Source organism: Gemmatimonadota bacterium, assembly GCA_016713785.1.
Taxonomy (GTDB): domain Bacteria; phylum Gemmatimonadota; class Gemmatimonadetes; order Gemmatimonadales; family GWC2-71-9; genus JADJOM01.
In genome coordinates, this window is the sequence record JADJOM010000003.1 from 2,294,702 (window position 1) to 2,318,359 (window position 23,658).

Sequence of the window (23,658 nt, forward strand, 5' to 3'; positions counted from 1 at the left end):
GCCTCACCTAGGCCCCGACCGCCTCGGCCCGGGCGGGACGGCGGGTCTTCCCGCGCGCCTTGCCGCGGCTCTTGGCCACGACCTTGGTGAGCTCCTCGACCCGCTTGGTCAGGGTCGCGATCTCCTTGCGGGTGGGCACGCCCAGCCGGTGCATCGCGTTGGTCATCCCGGCCTCGATCGGAGTGGCGATCTTCGCCACGGCGGTCCGGGCCTCGCCCCGCATGTCCTCGGCCCGGCTCACCAGGGTGTGGATGCGCGCCTTGTTGAGCTTCTCCATCCCCTCACCCTTCTTCACCAGCTGCTGGAACAGCTTGCCGCCCTCTTCGCCCGCCAGGGCAAAGGCGCCCAGGCCCGCGAGCCAGATGTCGTGCGCCGACTCCTTGAACATCGGGAGCGCCTGGGCCTTCTTGGTGGTCTTCTTCGCCATACATCCTCCTGGGTACCCGGCACTCGGGCCGGTCGTGCTATGGGTGACGTGCGCGCGTGTTACCGGGTTTCCGACGTCCGCGGCCGGCGGGTAGCCCGCCGGGCCTTCGGTTGGTGCGTCTCCAGCTCGCCGAGGGAAGCCTCCAGCTCCGCCAGCCGGAACCGCAACAGGTCCAGCTCCTCCTGCATCCCCGTCACCGGGGTGATCTTCTCCACCGACGCGCGGACCAGCCGGTCCACGCCGGACTGCACCGTCTCCACGCCCTCCTGGATGGCCCGTCCGCCGCGCCGGATCACGTCGTGCAGGAACTCGCTCGGCAGGAACGAGACGCCGCGCTTGTGGTCCTCATAGATGATCTGGGCCAGCGTCTGGGCGGTCACGTCCTCGTGGCTCCCGCTGTCCACCACCCGGAGCTCCTGGCCCTCGCGGATCCAGAGGGCGATCTCGTCGAGCGAGACGTACCGGCTCTCCTCGGTGTCATAGAGCTTGCGGCTCCCGCCGCCATACCGCTTGATGAGCCGGATCATGCTGCGCCTCCATTCGGGACGCCAGCAATATACCGCACTGCGGCATAAACGCAAGCCCCGGATACCGCAGTGCGGCAAGTATCGGTCGGAGCGGGAGTTGGCGGGGGTGACCCCGCCAGCGGGCGGAACTACGCCAGCTGGTCGGTGAGGAGGCCGCCCAGCGCGGCGAGGCCGGCCAGGTCGGCGGGGGGAGCCGCCTGCAGCGGAAGGGCGAGCAGCGGCTCTCCCTTGGCGAGCAGGGCGCGGAGCCGGGCGAGGCCCCGCGCGTCGCGCTCCCCGAGGAAGCGGAACAGCGCCATGCCGGCGGCGCATTCGGGCGGCACCGGGGCGCCGTCGGCGACCTCGGGGTGGAGCTGGTTGACGACCAGCGGGCCCACCCGGTGGCCGGCCTCCCGCAGCTTGCGGGCGAAGAACATCGTGTCGGGAATCCGGTCCTCCCCGGGACCGCTCACCAGCACAAAGAGCGTGTCCGGCGCCCGCAGCAGCTTGCGGACCTCGCCGGCGCGGGCGCGGAAGCCGCCGTACAGCGGCGCAAAGGCCCGGAAGAACTCCACGGTATCGTGGAGCAGGCGCACGCCGATGAGGCGGTCGGCGATCCCCTCGGCGCCCCTGGCCGCGAGCCGCAGCGGCAGCGCCGCCAGCCCGCCCCCCTCCTCCCACCAGGGCGCCAGCGCGATCTTGACCGCCCCGCTGTCGAGGAAGCCCACGATGCGGTCGGGCGCCTCGAGGAAGTCGAGTGCCTGCCGGGTGGGTGGGGTATCGAGGATGACCCGATCGTACTTCCCCTCCGACTCCACCTCGAAGAGCCGTTCCACCGCCATGTACTCGAGGATGCCGGCGAGGTTGCCGGCGAGGTCGCGGTAGAAGCGGTTCTGGTAGATGCGATTGGCCGCCGCGGGGCTCGGGGCGTAGCGCTTGATGAGGCGGTCAAAGGTGGCACGGGCATCGAGCAGCGCCACGTCGAGATCGCCCCGCACGCCGGCCACCTTCACGGGATGGTCCTTCGCCTCCTCACCCACGCCGAGGGCATCCTTGAGCCGGAGCGAGGGGTCGAAGGTCATCACGAGGGTGCGGGCCCCCTCGGCGGCGGAGACCAGCCCCATCGACGCGGCCAGCGTGGTCTTGCCCACGCCCCCGGCCCCCACCACCACCAGCAGTCGCTGGTCGAGCACGCCGAGCTGGCTCATGGGAGCGGCAGCTCCATCAGCTGCACCACGCGGTCGAGCAGCGCGGGGCCACGGGTGAGCGGCAGGAGGGGGAGCTCGAGCCGCGGTCCCTTCCACGCCTGCCGGATGCGGGCCAGCTCGCGCTCGTTGACGGCGCGACGTTCGCGCCAGAGGGAGAGGCTCGGCGACTCCGCGGCCGGGCGGCTTGGCGGGCCGGCCGGGAACTCGGGGTACAGGCCGTTCACCACCACCGCCTCGGGCGGGCGTCCCATGCGCTGCTTGAGGAGCGCGATCAGCTCCAGCGTCTCCTGCACCGGCATCTCCTCCGCCAGCGTGGCGATCATCACCCCGCAGGCGTTGGGATCGGCGATGAAGCGCGCCAGCTGCTGCGACATCTCGCCCAGCTGGCCGCCGGCCACCACCTCCGCCAGGTGCAGCGGGGCCGTGAGCATCGAGACCCCGTGACCGGTGGCGGGCGCGTCGAGCACCACCACGTCGGCGGAGTGGCGGTACTCGCCCAGGACGGTCCGGAGGGCGTAGCCGAGCACCGCCATCTCCTTGAGCCCGGGGGCGCCGGCCACCGACTGCTGAAACACCTGGCTGCCGATGATCCGGTTGGCGAGCGGCGCGAGCGGGACCTTCTCGCGCACCAGCGACTCGATCACGGCGTGGGGCTGGAGGTTCTGGAGTCCGAGCTTCGGGGAGACCTTGATAATGGCGCCGGCGGAGGGCTCGGTGCCGAACAGCTGGTGCAGGCTCTCGCGGGGATCGATCTCGAGCAGCAGCGTCTTGCGGCCGGCGGCGGCCAGCAGGCGGCCAATCGCGGCCGTGAGAGTCGTCTTTCCGACGCCTCCCTTGCCCGTCACCACGATGAGGCGGCGGCGCGCGAGCTGCTGGATGAGCTTCATGAAGGTGTGGGCATGGCCGGTTGCCCGCCGAAGCTACCACCGACCGTGATGCGGGCCAAGTCGGCGTTCAACGTCTCGTCAAGAGTGCTTGCGGCCACCTGAGCCGCCCCATACGCTTCGGCGTGCGCGATACCTACGATTACGTGATCATCGGCTCCGGTTTCGGCGGGAGCGTGTCCGCGATGCGGCTGGCGGAGAAGGGGTACCGGGTGCTCCTGCTGGAGCGCGGCCGCCGCTTCGCGGACGACGAGTTCGCCCCCACGACCTGGCACCTCCCCCGTTACCTCTGGGCGCCGAGCCTCGGCTGCCACGGCATCCTGCAGATCAGCGCCTTCCGCAATGTCTTCGTGCTGCACGGCGCCGGCGTCGGCGGCGGCAGCCTGGGCTACGCCAACGTGCTGATGGAACCCGGCAGCGAGGCGTTCGACTCCCCGGCGTGGCGGCGGCCGGTGGCGTGGGGCGAGGCGCTCAAGCCGCACTACGCCGAGGCCCGGCGGATGCTCGGCGTGGCCGAGAATCCGCGGTTGTGGCCGGCGGATCACCTGCTGCGGCAGATCGCCACGGACATGGGGCGGGGCGAGAGCTTCCGGCCGGTGCCGGTGGGCACCTTCTTCGGGGCGCCGGGCCAGGAGGGGATGGAGGTGCCCGATCCCTACTTCGGCGGCGAGGGGCCGGCGCGTCGGGGCTGCACCCACTGCGGCGGCTGCATGGTGGGGTGCCGCTACAACAGCAAGAACACCCTGCCCAAGAACTACCTCCACTTCGCCGAGAAGTGGGGCGCCGACATCCGACCCGACACCACGGTACGCGACATCCGCCCGCTGGCGGGGCTGCAGCCCGACGGCGCACGCTACGAGGTGCACCACCAGCGGAGCCGCGGCTGGAGCCGGCCCCACGGGGCGCCGATCCGCGCCCGGCATGTCATCGTGTCCGCCGGCACCCTCGGCACGCTGCGGCTGCTGTTCCGTTGCCGTGATCGCACCCGTTCCCTCCCCGCGATCTCGCGGCGGCTGGGGACGATGGTGCGCACCAACAACGAGGCGCTGCTGGGCAGCGTCTCGCGCACCGCCGCGACAGATTACTCGCAGGGGATCGCGATCACGTCGATCTTCCGCGCCGACAACGTCACCACGATCGAGCCGGTGCGGTACCCCGCCGGGAGCTCGGCCATGCGGCTCCTGGGCGGGCCGATGATCGACTCGGGGGGGCTGCTGTCGCGGCTGGGGCAGTCGGTGCTGGAGATCGTGCGGCGGCCCGGCGACTTCCTGCGCACCCACCTGCTGCCGGGCTGGGCGGAGCGGACCACGATCCTGCTGGCGATGCAGTGGGAGGACAATCGCATCCGGCTCCGGCCGGGGCGGAGCCTCTTCACCGGCTTCCGCGATGACCTGGTGTCGGAGCCGGACCGCGAGGCGACGATCCCCACCAAGATCGAAGTCGGCCACCAGGTGACCCGGACCTTCGCCGCGCGCTCGGGCGGCATCGCGATGGGGTCGGTGAACGAGGCGCTGTTCGACATCCCGATGACGGCGCACATCCTGGGCGGGGTGCCCTTTGGCGCCGACGCCGAGGAGGGGGTCATCGACGCGGACTGCCAGGTGCACGGCTACCCGGGGCTCTATGTAGTGGACGGCTCGATCATGCCGGCCAATCCCGGCGTCAACCCGAGCCTCACCATCACGGCATTGGCCGAGTACGCCATGAGCCGGGTGCCGGCCGCGGCCCGGGCGCGCGCGGCCACCGGCTGATGCGGGCCGAGCGCGTCACGGCGGAGGCCCTGGCGTCGGGCGACCGCGACGGGCTGGCGGGCGCGGTGCTGCTGGCGCCGGTGCGGCTCGGGGCGGAGCTGATCGCGAAGGGCACGCGGCTGGACGCGGAGGCATCCCGCCAGCTGCATGAGGCGGCGCAGGGCGGGCGGCTCCCGGCCTCCCTCCGCCTGGCCTGGCCCGACCCGGGTGACTTGCACGAGGACGCCGCCGCCGCCGCGCTCGCCGGTGCGATCGCCGGCCCGGGGGTGGCGCGCGGCGCCCCGCGGCAGAGCCGGGTGGACCTCACCGCGCGCACCGACGGGGTGCTGCGGGTGCAGGTCGAGGCGCTGGCGCGGCTCAACCGGGTGGATCCGCTGGAGGTCTTCACCCTGTTCCACGGCCAGGCGGTGCGCGCGGGCCAGGTGGTGGCGAGCGCCAAGGTGGCCCCGCACCTCGTGGCAGGGCACGCGGTGGCCGCGGGGATCGCGGTCGCGCGGGCGTCGGCCCCGCTGGTGGACGTCGCGCCATACCTGCCCCTGCCCGTCGCGGCGATCGCGGCCGAACCGCTGGCCACGGGCGCCCTGGAGCGATTCGAGGGCGCGGCGCGGGCCAAGGTCGAGGGGCTCGGCGGGACATTCGTGGGGTGTTACCCGGCAGCCCGCCGGCCCGGCGACACGGACGAGGCGATGGGCCTCGGCGCCGTGCTGGATGACCTCGGCGCGCGCGGGGTGCGCATCCTCCTGGTGGGCGGGGTCTCCGCGGGCGATCCCCTTGCCCCGATGTTCGAGGCGCTGGCCACGCGCGGTGGGGCAGTCGTCCGCCGCGGGGTGCCGGCCCATCCCGGCTCCATGATCTGGTTCGGGCGGCTGGGCGGCGCCACCTTGATGGGGCTGCCGCAGTGCGGGATGTTCAGCATGGCGACCGCCGCTGACCTCGTGCTGCCGCGGCTGCTCACCGGCGAGATGATCACCGCCGACGCCCTGGCCGACCTGGGCCACGGCGGGCTGCTGGGCCGCGAGATGCGGTTCCGCCTGCCCGACTACGCCAGGGAGCTGGAGACCCCCGCCGACCCATGACCCACACCGTCGACTCCATCCAGGCGGGCCTCGCCGCGCAGGGGTACATCGCCGACCGCGAGCTCTGCACCGCGGTGTTCCTCTCACTCACCCTGGGCCGCCCGCTCCTGCTCGAGGGGGAGGCCGGCGTGGGCAAGACCGAGGTGGCGCGGGTGCTGGCCCGCCTGCTCGGCACCGAGCTCATCCGGTTGCAGTGCTATGAGGGCATCGACGTGAGCACGGCGGTGTACGAGTGGGACTACCCGCGGCAGATGCTCGAGATCCGGCTGCTCGAGGCGCGGGGCGAGGCCAAGGGCGCCGCCACCCGGGACATCTTCAGCGAGGCGTTCCTGCTGCGGCGCCCGCTGCTCCGGGCGATCGAGCCGCGCGCCGGCGACCCGCCGGTGCTCCTGATCGACGAGGTGGACCGGGCCGACGAGGAGTTCGAGGCGTTCCTGCTCGAGCTGCTGAGTGACTTCGCGATCACGGTGCCCGAGATCGGGACGCTGCGGGCGGAGCGCCCCCCGCGGGTGATCCTCACCTCCAACCGCACCCGCGAGATCCACGACGCCCTCAAGCGGCGCTGCCTGTACCAGTGGATCGACTACCCGACGGCGGAGCGGGAACTCGCCATCCTGCTGGCACGGCAGCCGCAGGTGCCGGAACTCCTGGCGGGGGAGGTGGTGAGATTCGTGCAGCGGCTCCGGCAGGCCGACCTCACCAAGGTGCCGGGGATCGCCGAGACCCTCGACTGGGCCGCGGCGCTGGTGGCCCTGGGCGCCAGCCGGCTCGAATCCGGGCAGGTGAACGAGACGCTGGGCGTGCTGCTCAAGTACCAGGAGGACGTCTCCGCCATGAAGGGTGCCGGTGCCCGCGGCCTGCTGGACGAGATCCGCGCCTCCTGACCCTCCCCCCCGCTTCATCGCCAGACCAGAGGAGGATTCCATGCGGTACGCCTTCGCAGGACTCGCACTGCTCTCCGTGGCCCTCGGCGCGACGGCGCTCGCCGCGCAGGGCCCGAGCCGTGATGAACGCCCGATCCGGAGCTGGAGCGAGGAGCAGCGGGACAAGGCCGAGCACGCGCTGTACCAGGACCACGACTGCCGGGCCGCGCTGCGGCAGGTCAATGCCGCGTACGATCGTGGCACGCGCAGCCGCGCCCCCATGGATCCGCGCATCGCGCTGGTGAAGGCGCGGGCGCACGATTGCCTTGGCCAGCTCCCCGCCGCCGTGGCCGCCTACGGGCTCCATGATGCCCTGAGCGGGACGCCCACCGAGGAGGACGCCGGCCTGGCCGGTGCCTGCCGCGCGCTGACGGGACCCGAGGGCCTCCCCGCCGATCCAGCCGCCCGGGAGGCGCTCCGGGTGCGCCTGGCGGAGGAGGCCACCGGGGTGCGGCGCGTGCTGCGCCGGGCGGCGTGGGAGGCCGGCACCTCGCCGACCGGCGAGTCGTTAGCCTACAGCAGCCAGCAGCGCCTCATGAGCGGGGGCGGGCCCGACGGCACGACCATGAGCCGCAACCAGATCGCGGCGCTGTGGCCACGGTACATCTCCGCGTGGCAGAACGTGCCGGCCCACACCGCGCAGGGGTACCGGACGAGCAACCGGACCCGCTACCTGGCGGCAAGCGACGATATGGAGCGTCACCTGGCGGAGCTGGACGCGACGCTCATCTGCCTCGAGGTGGTGCGCTGACTGGTGACGAGGCGCTGACGGGCCTCGACGGCGAGGCCCTCGCGGCCAACTGCATCGTGTTCGGCCGCCTGCTGCGGCGCGCCGGGCTCGCGGTGGACCCGGACCAGACCCGGACCTTCACGCAGGCCCTGGGACTGCTCGGCGTGGCGCGGAAGGGGGACGTGCGGGCCGCGGGCCGGGCGATCTACGTGCGGCGGCGCGAGGACCGGCCCACCTTCGACGAGGCATTCGAGCTGTTCTGGCGGCGTCGCGCCTACGGGAGCGCGCTCGCGGGGCGGCTGCCGCGGCTGGTGCAGAGCGAGCGGCGGCCCGGCGGGCTCGACCTCTCCGCCGACACCGGCCTGGGCGCGGAGCGGCGCGCACCGGTGGAGATCCTCGTGCCGCGGGGCAGCTCCAGCCTGGAGCGGCTGCGGCTGGCCGACTTCGGCGAGCTCACCGCCGCGGAGGAGCGCGACGCCCTCCGCATGATCAGCGCGCTCCGGCCCCGGCTGCCGCTGCGCCCGGCGCGGCGGGGGCGGGTGGCCCGCCATGGCGGCCGCCTCGCGATGCGACGGATGCTGCGCCGTTCGCTCGCCACCGGGGGGCAGCCGCTCGCCTGGCGCTGGATCCGCCGCACCCGCCGCCCCCGCCCCATCATCCTGATCTGCGACATCAGCGGCTCGATGGAACGCTACAGCCGGTTCCTGCTCCGCTTTGCGCACGCGCTGGCGCGCAGCGGCGCGCCGGTGGAGGTCTTCGTCTTCGGCACCCGGCTGACCCGGATCACGCGCCAGCTCCGGGTGCGCAGCGCCGACGAGGCGCTGCGCCGGGTGGCGCACACGGTGGTGGACTGGAGCGGGGGGACGCGCATCGGGGAGTCGCTCCGGGAGCTCAACCTGCGGTGGGCCCGGCGCACCATCCGGAGCGGCGCGGTGGCGCTGCTGGTCTCCGATGGCTGGGAGCGGGGCGACCCCGCGCTGCTGGAGCGCGAGATGGCCCGGCTCAACCGGAACACGCACCGGCTGGTGTGGCTGGACCCGCTGGCCAGTCGCGCCGGTTTCGAGCCGCTCACCCAGGGACTGGTGGCCGCGCTGCCGCACGTGGACGACTTCCTGCCCTGCGCGAACATCGCGTCGCTGGAGCGGCTGGCGGTGGTGCTGGGAGGGGTGCAGCAGGGGAGCGGGAAAGCGGTTGCTCAGTCGATCCGGACGTCGCTCACGCCACCCCGCACCAGTCGGCCAGGAACACCGCCACCACCTTGATGGCGGTGATCAGCTCCTCGAACTCCAGGTACTCGTCCGGCGCGTGGGCCACGCGGATGTCGCCGGCGCCGTACATCACGCAGGGCATCCCGCCGAAGGCGACGAAGTGCCGCATGTCGGCGCCGTAGGTGGCGGCCTCGACCGGGGCCTCGCGGCCGGTGACGGCGCGATGCGCGGCGCGGATGGCGCCGGCGAGCGGCGCGTGGGCGGGCGTCTCCGCCGCGATGAACTGCCCGCCGAAGTAGGTGATCACCGGCGGATGCTCGCGAAGCCACGGGTCCATCGCCGCCACCCGCATGATGCGCTCGGCCACCAGCCCCTTGAACGCCTCGAGTTCCTCCCCCGGCAGGAAGCCCACGCGAATCTCCGCCTCGAGGATCTCCGGCACCGTGCTGGCCCAGTTGCCGGCCCGCACCACGCCGACGTTGATGGGCACCTTGTTGGGGAAGACGTCGTACAGCGGGTGGCGCAGGGTGAGGTTCCGCTCCTGCTCCAGCCGCTGCAGGTCCTGGAAGATGGGGATGAACTTCTCCAGCGCGGAGACGCCCTCGTCGCGGGTGGCGGCGTGGGCGGAGCGGCCGGTGATCGTCAGGCGGAAGACCAGCGAGCCCTCGCAGGCGGTGACCAGGGCCAGCTGGGTGGGCTCCGTGACCAGCGCCGCGTCGGCGCGGTAGCCGCGGAGCACGGTGGCCAGCGCCCCGATCCCGCCATCTTCCTCGCCCACCGTGGCGGCGATCGTCACGTCGCCCTGGAGCCGGAGGCCGCAGGCCTCGAGGGCGTCGAGCGCGGCCAGGTGGGTGGTGAGGCCGCCCTTCATGTCGCAGCTGCCGCGGCCGTAGACGCGACCGTTCACCAAGTGCGCGGCGAAGGGGGGCTGGGTCCAGAGGGAGTGATCGCCCTCCGGCACGGTGTCGATGTGCGCGTTGAGGAGGATCGACCGGCCGCCGCCGGCGCCGGCCCGCCGGCCCACCACGTTGTTGCGCCCGGCGTAGCCCGGCTGCTCGCCGACGTGCTCGAGGTAGGGGAGCATCTCCTCCGCCGTGGCGGCCCAGCTCTCGGTGGCCAGCCCCCGCTCGCGGAAGGTCGTGGCCACCCGTTCGCCCATGGCCCCCTCGGTGCCGGTCACCGAGCGCACCCGCACGTACGACTGGTGCAGCGCCAGGATCCGGTCCCGGGCCGCCTCGACGGCCTGGTGGATGGACGCGACGCGCTGGGATGGGGAGGTGCCGCTCACCGGAGGCTCCGAGGCTCGAGGATTCGGCCCCAAAGGTAACCACCCGCGGGGACCTTGCCGAAGCCCGCCGATCTCGCGAGACTCGGGCAGCGACTCCCCCACCCGGACCGGCCCATGCGTGACCTCCTCACCGACTACCAGCGCCTGCGCGACACCGGCGCGCCCGTGGGCCGCGCCGTGGTGACCAGCGTGTGGGGCTCTGCCCCGCGCCCCGAGGGCGCCTGCCTCCTCGCGACCGCGACCGGCGGGATCGCCGGCTCGGTCTCGGGCGGCTGCGTGGAAGGCGCCACGGTGGCCGAGATCCAGGAGGCGATCGCGCGGGGCACGCCGAAGCTGGTCACGTTCGGGGTAAGCGACGAGACGGCCTGGTCGGTGGGGCTGGCATGCGGGGGAACGATCAGGGTGTGGGTGGAGGGCGAGGTCTCGGCCCGTGTCCTCGCGGCAGCCCGAGGAGAGGGCGGCACGATCGTCGGGACCCTCACGGGTGGCGAGGCGGGGAGCGGCGGCTCGCTCACCGTGGACGAGACGGGAACCGTGGATGCCGATCCGGGGCTCGCGTGGCTCGGCGACGCGGTCCGGGCGCCGGCGCTGGCGGCGCTCCGCCGGGAGCAGAGCACCACGGTGGAGGTCCCCACGCCGGCTGGTGGGAGCTGCGCGGTGTTCCTGGAGGTCTTCCCCCGGCGGCCGGTGCTGTTCGTCATCGGCGCGGTGCACATCGCCCTGGCGCTGGTGCCGCTGGCCCGGGCGCTGGGCTGGCATACGGTGGTGGCCGACGGCCGCGCCGCGTTCCTCACCCCCGAGCGCTTCCCGGGCGCCGACCAGCTGGTGGCCGCGTGGCCGGAGGAGGCGTTCCGGCAGGTGGGCATCACCCCCGCCACCTACGTCTGCCTGCTCTCCCACGATCCCAAGTTCGACGAGCCGGCGCTGCGCATCGCGCTCCGCTCCGCCGCCCCGTACGTGGGCGCCATCGGCTCGAAGAAGACGCAGGCGAAGCGCCGGGAGCGGCTGGCTGCCGAAGGCTACACCGCCGCCGAAGTGGCGAAGCTCTTCGGCCCGATCGGCCTCGACCTGGGCGGCCGGGCGCCGGCGGAGACGGCGCTGGCGATCCTGGCGCAGGTGACGGCGGTGCGCTACGGCGGCGGGGCGGTTGCCAAGTAGCCGATCCGGCCGCATTCTCTCGCCGTGCCCCCAGCCCCACCCCGCGCGACCCCTCCGCGCCAGATCTTCCTGACCGGCGGCACCGGCTACATGGGCCGCCGCCTGGCGGAGCGGCTGGTGGCGCGGGGCCATGCGGTGCGCGCGCTGGCCCGCGCCGGCTCGGAGGCACGGCTGCCCGGGGGCGTGGAGGTGGTGCGGGGCGACGCGCTGCACGGATTGTCCTACGCGGCGCGGGTGGCACCGGCCGAGACCTTCATTCACCTGGTCGGTGTGTCGCACCCCTCCCCGGCCAAGGCGCAGCAGTTCCTCTCGGTGGACCTGGCCTCGGTGGCGGCGGCGGTGCCGGCGGCGGTCACGGCGGGCGTGCGGCACTTCCTCTATGTCAGCGTGGCCCATCCGGCCCCGCTGATGCAGGCGTACATCGCCGCGCGGGTCCGGGCCGAGGCCCTGATCCGTGACAGCGGACTCCCCGCCACGATCCTCCGGCCCTGGTACGTGCTGGGCCCGGGGCACTGGTGGCCGGTGCTGCTCACCCCGTGGTACGCCCTGGGCCGGGTGCTTCCGCCGACACGCGAGGGCGCGCGCCGGCTCGGCCTGGTGACGCTCGACCAGATGCTCGCGGCGCTGGTGGCCGCGGTGGAGGCGCCGGCCGACGGCTGGCGCGTCGTGGACGTTCCCCATATCCAGCGATCCCGCCCATGATCCGTGTCACCCGCGTGCTCTCCCTGGCCCTGCTGTGCGCCGCGCCCCTCGCCGCCCAGCGCGACACGATGGGGCTCCGCCCCGCCTTCCGGCTCATCGACCGCTACGCCGAGCAGATGATGCGCGAGGCGGGAACCCCGGGCCTGGCGCTGGCGCTGGTGGACCGGCGCGGGCTGCTCCTGGTGCGCACCTACGGCTGGGCGGACCGTGAGCGGCGCATCCCGGTGAGCGCCGAGACCCGGTTCCAGATCGGCAGCATCAGCAAGAGCTTCACGGCGGTGGCGCTGATGCAGCTGCGGGCGGAGGGCAGGTTTGACCCGATGCTCCCGGCGCAGCGCTACCTGCCCTGGTTCACCCCGAAGACGAAGTGGCGCCCGGTGACCGGCCACGACCTGATGACCCACACCTCGGGCATCACCCGCGATCGCGACGACATCCCGTCCAGCCCGGCGCAGGCGTGGAAGGCGCGGGAGCGGACCATGGGCTCCGCGCCGGGGGCACGCTGGGAGTATTCCAACATCGGCTGGCAGGTGATGGGGCAGGTCCTGATGAAGCTGGACGGCGGCGACTACGGCGAGATCATCCGGCGCCGCATCCTCACGCCGCTTGGCATGACGCGGACCGACCCGACCTTCAGCAACGCCACCCGCCTCACGATGGCCACGGCGTATACCGGGCTGTACGACGACCGCCCCGAGCACCCCGGCGACCCGCAGGTGGTGGCGCCCTGGATCGAGTACGGCTCGGGCGACGGGGCGCTGGTCTCCACCGCCCCCGACATGGCGCGCTACCTCACCATGCTGCTCAATCGCGGCGCCACCCCGACCGGCCGGATCCTCGAGGAGGCCGACTGGCAGCGGATCATGGCGCCGCATGCCCGGACCGGGGAGGGCGAGGGCACCTATGGCTACGGGATGTTCGGGGGCGCCCTCAACGGCAAGCCGATCTTCTCCCACAGCGGCGGGATGCTCGGCTTCACCAGCATGATGATCGGCGAGCCGCAGCTCGGCATCGGCGCCGTGGCCTTCGTGAACGGCCCGGGCAGCGCCGGCGGCGTGGCAGGATTCGCGGTGCGTGCCCTCTCGGCCGCCATGACCGGCGACAGCCTCCCCGACCTTCCGGCCCCGGACAACCCGCTGGCGACGGCCAACGCCGGCGACTACGCCGGCACCTTTACCAGCCCGACGGGCGATTCCCTGGTCTTCACCGCGGCCGGTGACTCGTTGCTGCTGGTCCGCGACACCGTGGTGGCCCTGCTCAGCTACGGCGATGACACCTTCCTCGGTCCCCGCCCGGACTTCGCCATCTTCCCGATTGCGTTCCATCGTGACAGCGCGGGCGCTGTCACCGAGGTCAGCGTGGGCGGTGCCTGGTATCGCAATGCCCGGTACCGCGGGCCCACCCGCTGGAGCACGCCGAGGCTCTGGGACGCCTACGTGGGGCACTACCGGATCATGCAGCCGTGGGAACCCAACTTCCGCATCATCCACCGGAAGGACCGGCTCTACTGGGTGAGCCCCGGCGGCTCGGAGGAGCTGCTGACGCTGCTCCCCACGGGGGAGTACCGCGTCGGCGACCCGCTCTCGGCCGAGCGGATCCGGTTCGGGCCGGTGGTGGACGGCCAGGTGCTGCAGGTGACGTTTTCCGGGATGGAGTACTACCGATATTTCGTGGAGTAGGCGGCGCGGCGGCGCTCTCGTGCCGCCCGCCGCGCACCGCCTTCCGCCTTCATCGCCCTGACCGCCCCCTGGGAGCCCCCATGCGCCCCGCCGTCCTGCTCGCCCTCCTGCTCACCGCCTGCGGCGGTCCGGGCTACGACGTCATCATCCGCGGCGGCACGGTGTACGACGGCAGCGGCGCCGCGGCGGTGGTGACCGACGTGGGCCTCCGGGGCGACAGCATCGCCGCGGTCGGCGATCTCTCCAGGGCGCGGGCCCGGCAGGTCATCGACGCCACCGGCCTGGCGGTGGCGCCGGGGTTCATCAACATGCTGAGCTGGGCCACCGAGGCGCTGCTGATTGACGGCCGCTCGCAGAGCGACCTGCGGCAGGGGGTCACGCTCGAGGTGTTCGGCGAGGGGGAATCCATGGGTCCCCTCTCCGACAGCATGAAGGCCGAGTACCTGGCCGGGATGGGCGAGGTGAGGTTCCCGATCACCTGGACCACCCTGGCCGGGTATCTCGACACCCTGGTGGCGCAGGGCGTGTCCACCAACGTGGCCAGTTTCGTCGGGGCGGCGACGGTGCGGCAGCACGTGCTGGGGCACGCGTCGCGCGCGGCCACGCCGGAGGAGCTGGCGCGGATGGCGGCGCTGGTGGACCAGGCGATGCAGGACGGCGCGGTCGGGCTCGGCAGCTCGCTCATCTACGAGCCGGGGATGTTCGCCACCACCGAGGAGCTGGTGGCGCTGAGCAAGGTGGTGGCGCAGTACGACGGCCTCTACATCTCCCACATCCGCAACGAGAACGACTCGCTGCTCGACGCGGTGGACGAGTTCCTGCGCATCGCGCGGGACGCGGGGGTGCGGGCGGAGATCTATCACCTCAAGGCGGCGGGCCGCGCCAACTGGGGGCGGATGGACACCGTGCTCGCGCGGATCGACTCCGCCCACCGGGCGGGGCGCACGATCACCGCCGACATGTACACCTACCCCGCGAGCGCCACCGGCCTCGACGCGGTCATGCCCGGGTGGGTGCGGGAGGGGGGCTTCGACCAGTGGCGGGCGCGGCTGATGGACCCGGCGGTGCGGCGGCGGCTCAAGGCGGAGTGGGCCCGGCGCGGGGGCGCCTTTGCGGGTCCGGGCGGCCCGGAGGGCGTGCTGCTCGCGGGCTTCAAGCAGGACAGCCTCCGCCAGTACGTGGGCAAGCGGCTCAAGGAGGTGGCGGAGCTGCGGGGCCAGAGCCCCGAGGACGCCGCCATGGACCTGATCATCGCCGACCGGAGCCGGATCGAGTGCATCTACTTCACGATGTCCGAGGAGAACCTCCGGAAGCAGATCGTGCAGCCCTGGCTCTCGTTCGCCTCGGACGCGTCGTCGATCGCGCCGGAGGGCGTGTTCCTCAGGTCCAACCCGCACCCCCGGGCCTATGGCACCTTCGCGCGGGTGCTCGGCAAGTACACCCGCGAGGAGGGCGTGCTGTCGCTCCCCGAGGCGGTGCGGAAGCTGACCAGCCTGCCGGCCAGCAACCTGCGCCTGGCGCGCCGCGGAACCCTGACGCCCGGCTACTACGCCGACGTGGTGGTGTTCGACCCGGCCACGATCACCGACCACGCCACCTTCGACCGCCCGCACCAGTACGCGACCGGGGTGCGCCAGGTGTTCGTGAACGGGGTGCAGGTGATCCGCGACGGGGAGCACACGGGCCTCACGCCAGGCCGGGTGGTGAAGCGGGGGACGTGAGACGGACAGGAACGCGGAGAGCGGGCAACGGGAAGCGGGGGGAGAGGCCGAGCGCGTGATGCCCCGGAATGCGGGGCGGCGAAGCATCCCCCTTCCCCGTCGCCGCGCGGGCCCGTAGCTTCCCGCCCGTCTCACGCCCCGTCAATTCCCCATCGAGGACCCGCATGATCCGGCATCGCCTGACTGCCGCGGCACTCCTGCTGGCCACCGCCGCGTGCGCCGCCGCCCAGCCCGCCACGACCCCTGCGCCGGCCCCCGGCGCCGCACCGGCCACCAGCGCCAATGGCGGCCGTCCGGCAGGCGCCCGGGCCGACAGTACCAAGACGCCCAAGCCCAGGATCAAGGCGTTCAAGGACCTGATCACCGACAAGGCGAAGGCCGATTCCGGGCTCTTCACGGTCTGGACCCAGGGCGATTCCACCTTCTACGAGATCCCCAACGCCACCCTGGGCCGCGAGATGCTGCTGGTAAGCCGCATCGCGCGGACGGCCACCAACATCGGCTACGGCGGCGAGGAGACCAACGAGTCGGTGGTGCGGTGGGAGCGGCAGGGCGACAAGATCCTGCTGCGCACGGTGAGCTACCTGAACGTGGCCGACAGCACCCTGCCGATCAGCCGGGCAGTGCGCGCGGCCAACTTCGAGCCGATCGTGGCGGCGCTCCCCATCGTGGCCTACAACGGCGACACCACGGCGGTGCTCGTCGACATCTCGAAGACCTACACCGCCGACGTGGCGCTGTTCGGGCTCGAGAAGGGGCGGCGTGAGGCCTACCAGGTGCGGCGGCTGGACGAGAACCGCAGCTACCTGGGCGCGGTGCGGAGCTACCCGCAGAACGTCGAGGTGCGGGCCGTCCTCACCTACGACGCCGGCAAGGCGCCGAGCAACGCGGAGACCAACACCATCACGGTGGAGATGGCGCACTCGATGGTGGTGCTGCCGGCGACCCCGATGCAGGCACGACGCTGCGACAAGCGGGTGGGCTTCTTCTCGATCGACCAGACCGACTACGGCATCGACGCGCAGCGGGCGGTGGACCGCTGCTACATCAGCCGCTGGCGGCTGGAGCCGAAGGACACGGCGGCGTTCCAGCGGGGCGAGCTGGTGGAGCCGGTCAAGCAGATCGTGTACTACATCGACCCGGCCACCCCGCTCAAGTGGCGCCCCTTCCTCAAGCAGGGCGTGGACGACTGGAACGTCGCCTTCGCCGAGGCCGGATTCCGGAACGCCATCGTGGGCCGGGACCCGCCGACGGCCGCCGAGGACCCCGAGTTCGACCCGGAGGACGCCCGGTACTCGGTGATCCGCTACTACCCCTCGGACATCGAGAACGCCTACGGGCCCAGCGTGGTGGACCCGCGGAGCGGTGAGATCCTGGAGAGCGACATCGGCTGGTTCCACAACGTGATGAACCTGCTCCGCAACTGGTATCTGGTGCAGACCGCGGCGGTGAACCCCGACGCCCGCGGGGTGGCGTTTGCCGATGCCGTGATGGGCGAGCTGGTGCGGTTCGTGTCGAGCCACGAGGTGGGCCACACCCTCGGCCTGCCGCACAACATGAAGGCGTCGAGCGCGTACCCGGTCGACTCGCTCCGCTCGGCGAGCTTCACGCAGCGGATGGGCACCGCGCCCTCCATCATGGACTACGCGCGGTTCAACTATATCGCGCAGCCGGGCGACACCGGGGTGAGCTTCCACCCGGCCATCGGGGTGTACGACAAGTGGGCCATCCGGTGGGGCTACCGGCCCATCATCGGGGCCACCACGCCCGACGCCGAGAAGCCGATGCTCGACGGCTGGGTCCTCGAGCACGCCGGCGACCCGCTCTACCGCTTCGGCGACCCGAGCAGCATCGACCCGACCAGCCAGACCGAAGACCTGGGTGACGACGGCGTGAAGGCCGGCACCTACGGCATCGCCAACCTGAAGCGCATCGTTCCGCAGCTGCCCACCTACGCCTTCGAGCAGGGCGAGGACTACAGCCAGCTGCAGGAGATGTACCTCCAGGTGCTGGTGCAGTGGGGCCGGTACATGGGCCACGCGACCACCATCGTCGGCGGGGTGGAGCAGACCCGGAAGGCGCAGGGGCAGGACGGGCCGGTGTACACCATCGTGTCCCGCGCCCGGCAGAAGGCCGCCGTCCGGTTCCTGGCGGAGCAGGCCTTCGCCACGCCGACCTGGATGCTCAACCGCGACATCCTGAGCCGGTTCGAGCACGCCGGCGCCGTGGACCGGCTGCGGGCCCGGCAGGTGGCGGTGCTCAGCAACCTGCTCGAGCCGCGGCGGATGCAGCGCCTGATCGAGTCCGAGGCGGCCCTGGGGAAGGACGCCTACACGCTGGCAGAGCTGTTCACCGACGCCCACGCCGCGGTGTGGGGTGAACTGGCGGCGGCGCGACCGGTGGATGAGTACCGCCGCAACCTGCAGCGCGGCTACCTGGACCGGATGCAGTACCTGATGACCCAGGAGCTCCCGCCGATCCCGCCGGAGTTCGCGCGGTTCGTCACGGTGACCAACGTGAACGTCGGCCAGTCCGACATCCGCGCCTTCGCGCGTGGAGACCTGGAGCAGATCAAGCGGGAGGCCACGAGCGCCGCGGCACGCTCCACGGACCGGGTGACGGTGCTGCACCTGCGGGATGTGGTCGCGCGGGTGGAGGCGATTCTGGATCCGGAGAAGTAGGGCGGTACGGCGGTACGGCGGTAGGGCGGTAGGGCGGTACGCCACCGTCCGGGCACCACGAGGGATCCCTGCAGGTCCGGCTACGGATCTGCGGGGATCCTTCGCTCGTTTCGGGCGGGGATCGGGGACGAAGGCGGTCACGGACGGGCGCATCGGAGCTGCGAACGCACCGTCACGCCCTTCGGGACGGTCGAGCGGCGTGCCAGGCCCGTTGTACCGCGTTCCGCTCCGGTGTGAAGGGCTTTGGGAAGCGGCGGAATGCGTTGCGAAGCCGCGTGAACGGCTGGCGAGCGCACCGGAACGCGTTCGGAAGTCGCGTGCCTGGCCTGCGGAACGGGCGGCACGCGTTCGGAAGTCGCGCGACCGGCCTGCGGAACGAGCGGCACACGTCGAGCAGCCGCGTAACCATGCTGAGATACCGGCTACCCGCGGCCGGGAACTACCCGACCACCGTGATACGCCGGCGCCACCTGCCTGGAAGCCGCATGGCCGCCCCGAGCAACCGGCTGCACGCGGTCGGAAACTGCCGGACCACGCAGATACGCCAGCGCCACCCGTCCGGAAGCGGCCCGATCAGCCTGGGGAGCCGGCGATGCGGCCTCCGCGGCCGTGCACCGCCGTGCGGGCCCGAGGTCGGCGACGTCAGGCGTCTGGCATCCTCCCGCTGCCCGGCACATGTTACCCTCTCCACCATCCGCCCACGGCCGGCATGCGCCAGATCCTCGTCTAAGGAGAACAACATGATCCGGTTCATCCAGGCGTACTGGTGGGTGATCCTGATCGTGGTGCTCATGGTGGGGTTCGTGTGGCGGAAGAGCAGGCGCGATCCGCCGCGGCGCTGACGTCCCGGGCCACGGAGGCGCTACGGTCCCCCGCAGGGCGTCCTCATGGCCGCCGCTCGAACAGCTGGAGGTAGTTGCCGCTGTTGTCGCGCACCAGGATGTTCCTGGTCCACAGGGTATCCTCGGGGGGGACGTGCCCGGGACGTTCGAGCCACAGGCCTTCGATGGTGGCCCCATGGCGCCGGAGCGACGCCAGGGCCGCATCGAGGTCCGCGACGAAGAAGCCGAGCTTGGCGGGCCCGAACACCTGGTCGGGGGCGGTCGGGGCCCCGGCGTACGACGACAGGGACCGCGCCGTCCGGTGCCAGACGAACTCGACGCGGAGCCCGCGCCCGGCCAGGAGGACCACCCGCGTGGATGAGTCGGGGGCCGCGGCCTCGAAGACCACGTCGAGGCCGAAGATGTCGCGATACCACTGCACGCTCGCGGCGAGGTCCGGCACGGAGAGCGCCGCGAAGCTCGGCCCCACTACCTCGACCTGCGCGGCCGCCGCGCCGGGACCGAGCGCCAGCCCGAGGATCAGGATGCAACGTCGGATGACCATGCCATGCTCCGGGTAGTGGGCCGGGCAGACAGACGGACCAACGCCGGGAAAGGTTCCGGGCGCGTTCGACTGGTGGCTCCGTTCGCCGCCGCGCTGCTGCTGGCGCTGGCCGGGTACCGCCTGGCGCGGTATCGCCCGGCCACCTCCGCCTTTCCCGCCGATCACCACATGCACCTCGGTTCCGTTGACCTCTGCGCCCGGGTGGGCGAATGCGGCGCGTTCCACACCGCCCCGCCGGCCGTGCTCGCCGCCGACGCGATCCGCGCGCTCGACCAGGCACACGTGCGACGGGGTGTGGTGCTCTCGACTGCCTACATCTACGGCCTTCCGAGCCTCGGGCTCCCGCCCGACTCCGTGGCGCTGCTGGTGCGGCGGGAAAACGAGTTCACGGCGGCGGAGGTGGCGCAGTACCCCGACCGGCTGGCGGGATTCCTGTCGGTGGACCCGCTGCAGCCGTCGGCGCTTGAGGAGCTGGCGCACTGGCGGGGCAGCCCGGTGCTGCGTGGCCTCAAGCTCCACCTGACCGTCCTGGGCGTGGACCTCACGGACTCGGCCCAGCGCGCCCGGGTGGCGGAGGTGGTCGGGACGGCGACGGCGCAGGGGATGCCGATCGTCATCCACGTGGGGGGCGGGACCTTCGGGGCGCGGGAGGCGGAGTTCTTCATTGCCGACGTCCTGCCGCGGGCAGGGAGCCTGCCGGTGCAGATCGCGCACGGCGCCGGGGGCCTCCCGCTGCTCGGCGACAATCACGTGGCGGTGCTCCGGGTCTTCGCGAAGCACATCCTGGAGGGGACACCGGCGGCGCAGGGCCTGCTGTTCGACCTGTCGTTCGTGCCGGCGCCCGGGGAGGACGCGACCACCACCACCCGGCTGATGCGGGAGATCCGGCGGATCGGGCTCCAGCGGTTCGTCTTTGCCTCGGACTTCGACGTGCAGTCGGTGGAGGACGCGGTGCGGGCGCTCGACCGACTGGGACTCACGGCGGAGGAACGTGCGACGCTGGTGCGGTCGTGCGCGCCGTGGGCGTGCCCGGAGCCCGAGGCCCCACCCCTACCCTGAGCCCCCCACGGCCGTGTGCGACGCCGCCCGCCCGCGCGCGTCCTAGCGATATCGCCGAGGCCGATGGGGGCGCCCCTGCCCCGCCTTCCGCGCCCGGCCTCACCGATTCCCGCCCGAGACCCACCCATGCCCACCGACGGCGCCGTGACCCTGACGCTGACCCACGACGAGGCGCTGGTGCTGCACGACCTTCTGCAACGCTTCAGCGCATCGGGGGCGCTCACGCTCGCGGACCAGGCCGAGCAGCGCGCGCTGTGGAACCTGGCGTGCCTGCTGGAGCGGGAGCTGGTGGAGCCGTTGTCGCCGGAGTATGCGGACGCCCTGCGGCGGGCGCGGGACATGCTGCGGGATCCGGAGTAGGGCGTGACCGCCGGGCGACTCGTGACGGGTCGGGGCGTCTCCCTCGCAAGACGCTGGCGCGGAGGGATGCTCCTGTGGGGCCTCCTGGCGTGCGGGGTGCCTGCGCGCGGCGCGGCCCAGACCACGGAGCAGCTGGCGCGCGAGGCCCTGGAGCACGCCAAGGCCGGTGGCCACGTCGCCTGGGATTCCGCCCGCCCGCTCACCTGGAGCGACTTCCGGGCGCGACCCCACGCCGGCCTGTTCAAGGCCGCGGAAACCGTCAGCACGGTCACCTACCTCATCGGGTGCCTGGGGCAGGAGGCGCGGTTCACCGTGCTCACCACCTTCTCCACGATGGAATCCTGGGTGCGCCCCGACGTGCGGGCCGATCCGGCGGCCAGTGCCGCGATGCTGCGCCACGAGCGGACGCACTTCGACCTCACCGAGCTCTTCGGCCGGGAGCTGCGCCGTGCCCTTGGCGCGGCGGACGGCCTGTGCCCGCATGACCTGGCCCGGGCGCGGGCGTTGTTCGACAGCCTGGACACCGCGTCACGGCAGCTGCAGGACCGGTACGACCGCGAGACCGCGCACGGCACCCACGAGGAGCAACAGGCCGCCTGGAGCGCCTGGGTGCAGGCCTGGCTCGCAACGCCGGTGACCCTGGAGGCGCACGCGGCAGGGGCCGCGGGGCGATAGCCGGGCTGACGGTGGAGGAGCTGGTGCGGGTCTACGTCATGCGCTGCGCGCAGGACGCCGTGCTGCGGGACCGGGCGCCGGCGTGCGTGACCTTCCAGGTTCCATGAGGGGCGCTGCCCCGCCGCGTCAGGCCCCCGACCCGCCCCACTTGCGCCTCGTCGCCTGGAACTGCTGCACCGGCCCGCTGGAGCGGAAGCTCGCCCGGCTTGCGGCGCTCGCGCCGGACCTCGCCGTGATCCCGGAGTGCCCGCGCCTGCCGCAGTCGCCCGGGTCACATGTCTGGATCGGGCACAACCCGCGAAAGGGACTCGGCGTCATCGCGCGGCCGCCCTGGCGCATCCGCCGGGCCACCCGGCGGACCAACCTGCCGCGCTACCTGCTGCCGCTCCGGGTGACGGGGCCCGAGTCGTTCCTCCTGTGGGCGGTGTGGGCCTGCCACGACGGCGCCGATCGCTACGTGCGCGGAACGCACCGGGCGGTGGCGTCGTCCCGGCGGCTGATCGGGTCCGCGCCCACCGTGATGCTCGGCGACTTCAACTCCAATGCGATCTGGGACCACGAGCACCCCGCGGGCCTCAGCCACTCCGCGCTGGTCCGCGTGCTCGACGGCCTCGGCCTGGTGAGCGCGTACCACGACCACTCCGGCGAGCCGCACGGACAGGAGCGCCGGCCGACCTTCTACGAGTATCGCCACGCCCACCGGCCCTACCACCTCGACTACTGCTTCCTGCCGCACGCCTGGGCGGGCCGCGTGACCGGGGTCGAGGTCGGCGCGCACGCCGAGTGGGCGGGGAGCAGCGACCACATGCCGCTCATCGTGGACGTGGCGGCGCCCGGCGCGGATCGCGTGTAACTTTCTCCGGTCCGTGCGCGGCCCGGCTTCCACTTCCTGCCATTGGTGGCACCGACATGAACGGCCTGTTCGTCCTCGTCCCGGTGATGCTCATGGGGGTCGCGGTCACGGGGATCATCTCGTCGGTGATCCTCAAGCTGCAGCGGATGAAGCTGGAGGAGGCCAAGCTCCGCTCCGGCGACGGCGAGGAGACGGCCGCCCTGGCCCACCAGGTGGCGGTGCTGCAGGGCGAGATGGCGGAGCTGCAGGAGCGGGTCGAGTTCGCGGAGCGGATGCTGGCGCAGGCACGGGAGCGGCCGGCGCTGCCGCCGGAGCCGCGGGCGTGAACGGCTTCCGGCATCGCATCCTGCGGGCCCTGACGGGCCGCAAGACGTTCCCACGAAGCCTCCCCCCGGCGCTCCTCACCACCCTGCTGCTCGCGGCGCCGGCGGCAGCGCAGACACCGCCCCCCCTCAGCGCGGCGGACCTCACGGTTCTCGGCCTCCCGTATCACGCGCCATACGCCCTGATCGACAGCATCCTCGGCCCACCCGACTCGCTGTACAACCCCAACTGGATCTGCACCCGACACTGGCTGATGCTGTCCATGGACCTCTCGGTGGGGGATGGGCGGATCTCGCAGCTCCACATTACTGGGCCTGGTCCGCGCACCGCGCGTGGCCTGCGCGTCGGCGACACCGTGGAACGCGCGGTCGAGCTGTACGGAACCTCGTGCTTCGCCGAGGAGTACCTGTTCTGCATGGACGAGGGGCCGGATGACCAGCGCGGGATCTGGCTCATGGTGGAAGAAGGACGGGTCATCGAGATCACGGTGGGCGAGGTGTACCTCAAGGACTAGGCCCGGGGCCATCCCCCTGGCCGGGAGGACGCGGATCGATGCTGTCCCGCAAGAAGACGCTCATGCTGTTCGGGCTGGCGTTCCTGCTCTCGGTGCTGGCGAACATCGTCCGGGAAGAGGCCAAGGAACGGGAGAAGGCGCGGCTGGCACGGGCCGTCGCGGTGGCCGACAGCGCCGCGGCCAGCACCGCCCCGTCACCGGCCCCCCCTGGGCCCCCGCCCCTGGTGCACCACTCGACGCTCGCCCCGGCGGGGGAGGCTCCCAAGCGCGCCGGCCCGCCGATGTGCGCCTACCACCCCGGCGACGAGCAGCGGCTGGGCCGGGTCATGTCGGGGCGACTCAGCCCCGATGGCGTGACCGAGCTGGTGACGGTGCGCCTCGACGCACCGGCGCCGGATGGCACGACCACCCGTGAGCTGCCGGCGCCCGACTCGGTGCTCGTGAGCGACTGCAGTCGGTAGCGCCTCGACGCAGGCCTGATGGACGCCGCGCGGCCGCGGGGTGCCCGCCCGTGGCTTGACACCCCGCGCCCGCGGCGGCATCCT

The 23,658-nt window shown here is 72.7% G+C and carries 23 protein-coding genes; 17 read left to right on the forward strand and 6 right to left on the reverse strand.

Features of this window, described 5'->3' with window-relative positions; translation table 11 throughout:
* Positions 1 to 7: 7 nt before the first annotated feature.
* The 4 genes from IPJ95_18390 to IPJ95_18405 form a co-directional block, all read right to left on the reverse strand.
* Positions 8 to 427 carry a phasin family protein gene (locus tag IPJ95_18390; protein MBK7925571.1) on the reverse strand — a complete coding sequence of 140 codons (420 nt, stop codon included), beginning with the start codon at positions 425 to 427 and terminating at the stop codon, positions 8 to 10.
* 59 nt (positions 428 to 486) lie between these two features.
* Entirely contained in the window at positions 487 to 954 is a 468-nt protein-coding gene (locus tag IPJ95_18395) for a hypothetical protein (GenBank protein ID MBK7925572.1), read from the reverse strand.
* A gap of 128 nt (positions 955 to 1,082) precedes the next feature.
* Positions 1,083 to 2,141 carry an ArsA family ATPase gene (locus IPJ95_18400; protein ID MBK7925573.1) on the reverse strand — a complete coding sequence of 353 codons (1,059 nt, stop codon included), beginning with the start codon at positions 2,139 to 2,141 and terminating at the stop codon, positions 1,083 to 1,085.
* The gene (locus tag IPJ95_18405) at positions 2,138 to 3,028 is read right to left on the reverse strand and encodes an ArsA family ATPase (GenBank protein ID MBK7925574.1); all 891 of its coding nucleotides are present in this window, start codon (positions 3,026 to 3,028) and stop codon (positions 2,138 to 2,140) included. The genes IPJ95_18400 and IPJ95_18405 overlap by 4 nt, the downstream gene beginning before the upstream one ends.
* Before the next feature lie 182 nt (positions 3,029 to 3,210).
* Between IPJ95_18405 and IPJ95_18410 the strand changes: the two genes are divergently transcribed.
* Genes IPJ95_18410 through IPJ95_18430 form a run of 5 tightly spaced genes read left to right on the forward strand, consistent with a single transcriptional unit; the run spans position 3,211 to position 8,767 of the window.
* Positions 3,211 to 4,776, forward strand: coding sequence for a GMC family oxidoreductase (locus IPJ95_18410; protein ID MBK7925575.1), 1,566 nt, complete (start codon positions 3,211 to 3,213; stop codon positions 4,774 to 4,776).
* Positions 4,776 to 5,852 carry a hypothetical protein gene (locus IPJ95_18415; GenBank protein ID MBK7925576.1) on the forward strand — a complete coding sequence of 359 codons (1,077 nt, stop codon included), beginning with the start codon at positions 4,776 to 4,778 and terminating at the stop codon, positions 5,850 to 5,852. Before IPJ95_18410 ends, IPJ95_18415 begins: the two co-directional genes overlap by 1 nt.
* Entirely contained in the window at positions 5,849 to 6,736 is an 888-nt protein-coding gene (locus IPJ95_18420; GenBank protein ID MBK7925577.1) for a MoxR family ATPase, read from the forward strand. Before IPJ95_18415 ends, IPJ95_18420 begins: the two co-directional genes overlap by 4 nt.
* A gap of 40 nt (positions 6,737 to 6,776) precedes the next feature.
* Entirely contained in the window at positions 6,777 to 7,526 is a 750-nt protein-coding gene (locus tag IPJ95_18425; protein MBK7925578.1) for a hypothetical protein, read from the forward strand.
* A gap of 56 nt (positions 7,527 to 7,582) precedes the next feature.
* Entirely contained in the window at positions 7,583 to 8,767 is a 1,185-nt protein-coding gene (locus tag IPJ95_18430; GenBank protein ID MBK7925579.1) for a VWA domain-containing protein, read from the forward strand.
* On the opposite strand, the gene IPJ95_18435 is transcribed toward IPJ95_18430, so the two are convergent.
* The gene (locus IPJ95_18435) at positions 8,721 to 10,001 is read right to left on the reverse strand and encodes an ArgE/DapE family deacylase (protein MBK7925580.1); all 1,281 of its coding nucleotides are present in this window, start codon (positions 9,999 to 10,001) and stop codon (positions 8,721 to 8,723) included. The two genes, IPJ95_18430 and IPJ95_18435, sit on opposite strands and share 47 nt — an antisense overlap.
* A gap of 114 nt (positions 10,002 to 10,115) precedes the next feature.
* On the opposite strand from IPJ95_18435, the gene IPJ95_18440 reads away from it, so the two are divergent.
* From IPJ95_18440 to IPJ95_18460, 5 genes are all read left to right on the forward strand, one after another.
* Positions 10,116 to 11,159 carry an XdhC family protein gene (locus IPJ95_18440; GenBank protein ID MBK7925581.1) on the forward strand — a complete coding sequence of 348 codons (1,044 nt, stop codon included), beginning with the start codon at positions 10,116 to 10,118 and terminating at the stop codon, positions 11,157 to 11,159.
* Positions 11,160 to 11,249: 90 nt separating this feature from the next.
* Positions 11,250 to 11,861: an NAD(P)H-binding protein gene (locus IPJ95_18445; GenBank protein MBK7925582.1), complete on the forward strand. Its 612-nt coding sequence runs from the start codon at positions 11,250 to 11,252 to the stop codon at positions 11,859 to 11,861.
* Positions 11,858 to 13,540, forward strand: a complete 1,683-nt coding sequence (locus IPJ95_18450; protein MBK7925583.1) for a serine hydrolase — start codon at positions 11,858 to 11,860, stop codon at positions 13,538 to 13,540. Before IPJ95_18445 ends, IPJ95_18450 begins: the two co-directional genes overlap by 4 nt.
* A gap of 80 nt (positions 13,541 to 13,620) precedes the next feature.
* A complete protein-coding gene (locus tag IPJ95_18455) occupies positions 13,621 to 15,261 on the forward strand; it encodes a D-aminoacylase (protein MBK7925584.1) in 1,641 nt (546 codons plus the stop codon).
* Positions 15,262 to 15,425: 164 nt separating this feature from the next.
* Complete coding sequence (locus tag IPJ95_18460; GenBank protein ID MBK7925585.1) at positions 15,426 to 17,942, forward strand: zinc-dependent metalloprotease; 2,517 nt, start codon at positions 15,426 to 15,428, stop codon at positions 17,940 to 17,942.
* A gap of 885 nt (positions 17,943 to 18,827) precedes the next feature.
* Here the strand turns inward: IPJ95_18460 and IPJ95_18465 are convergent.
* Positions 18,828 to 19,328: a VOC family protein gene (locus IPJ95_18465; protein ID MBK7925586.1), complete on the reverse strand. Its 501-nt coding sequence runs from the start codon at positions 19,326 to 19,328 to the stop codon at positions 18,828 to 18,830.
* Positions 19,329 to 19,400: 72 nt separating this feature from the next.
* Here IPJ95_18465 and IPJ95_18470 point away from each other — a divergent pair, with 72 nt between their 5' ends.
* The 7 genes from IPJ95_18470 to IPJ95_18500 all read left to right on the forward strand — a co-directional run bounded on the left by IPJ95_18470 (position 19,401) and on the right by IPJ95_18500 (position 23,574).
* Positions 19,401 to 20,387, forward strand: coding sequence for an amidohydrolase family protein (locus IPJ95_18470; GenBank protein ID MBK7925587.1), 987 nt, complete (start codon positions 19,401 to 19,403; stop codon positions 20,385 to 20,387).
* A 126-nt stretch (positions 20,388 to 20,513) separates the two neighbouring features.
* The gene (locus IPJ95_18475; GenBank protein MBK7925588.1) at positions 20,514 to 20,747 is read left to right on the forward strand and encodes a hypothetical protein; all 234 of its coding nucleotides are present in this window, start codon (positions 20,514 to 20,516) and stop codon (positions 20,745 to 20,747) included.
* A 66-nt stretch (positions 20,748 to 20,813) separates the two neighbouring features.
* Positions 20,814 to 21,422, forward strand: a complete 609-nt coding sequence (locus IPJ95_18480) for a hypothetical protein (protein ID MBK7925589.1) — start codon at positions 20,814 to 20,816, stop codon at positions 21,420 to 21,422.
* Between the two features lie 148 nt (positions 21,423 to 21,570).
* Positions 21,571 to 22,275: an endonuclease/exonuclease/phosphatase family protein gene (locus tag IPJ95_18485; GenBank protein MBK7925590.1), complete on the forward strand. Its 705-nt coding sequence runs from the start codon at positions 21,571 to 21,573 to the stop codon at positions 22,273 to 22,275.
* A 56-nt stretch (positions 22,276 to 22,331) separates the two neighbouring features.
* Positions 22,332 to 22,601, forward strand: a complete 270-nt coding sequence (locus IPJ95_18490; protein MBK7925591.1) for a hypothetical protein — start codon at positions 22,332 to 22,334, stop codon at positions 22,599 to 22,601.
* Complete coding sequence (locus IPJ95_18495) at positions 22,598 to 23,113, forward strand: hypothetical protein (GenBank protein MBK7925592.1); 516 nt, start codon at positions 22,598 to 22,600, stop codon at positions 23,111 to 23,113. The genes IPJ95_18490 and IPJ95_18495 overlap by 4 nt, the downstream gene beginning before the upstream one ends.
* 38 nt (positions 23,114 to 23,151) lie before the next feature.
* Positions 23,152 to 23,574 (forward strand): hypothetical protein, encoded by a 423-nt coding sequence (locus IPJ95_18500; protein MBK7925593.1) that lies wholly within the window; start codon positions 23,152 to 23,154, stop codon positions 23,572 to 23,574.
* The last annotated feature ends 84 nt before the right edge of the window (positions 23,575 to 23,658 follow it).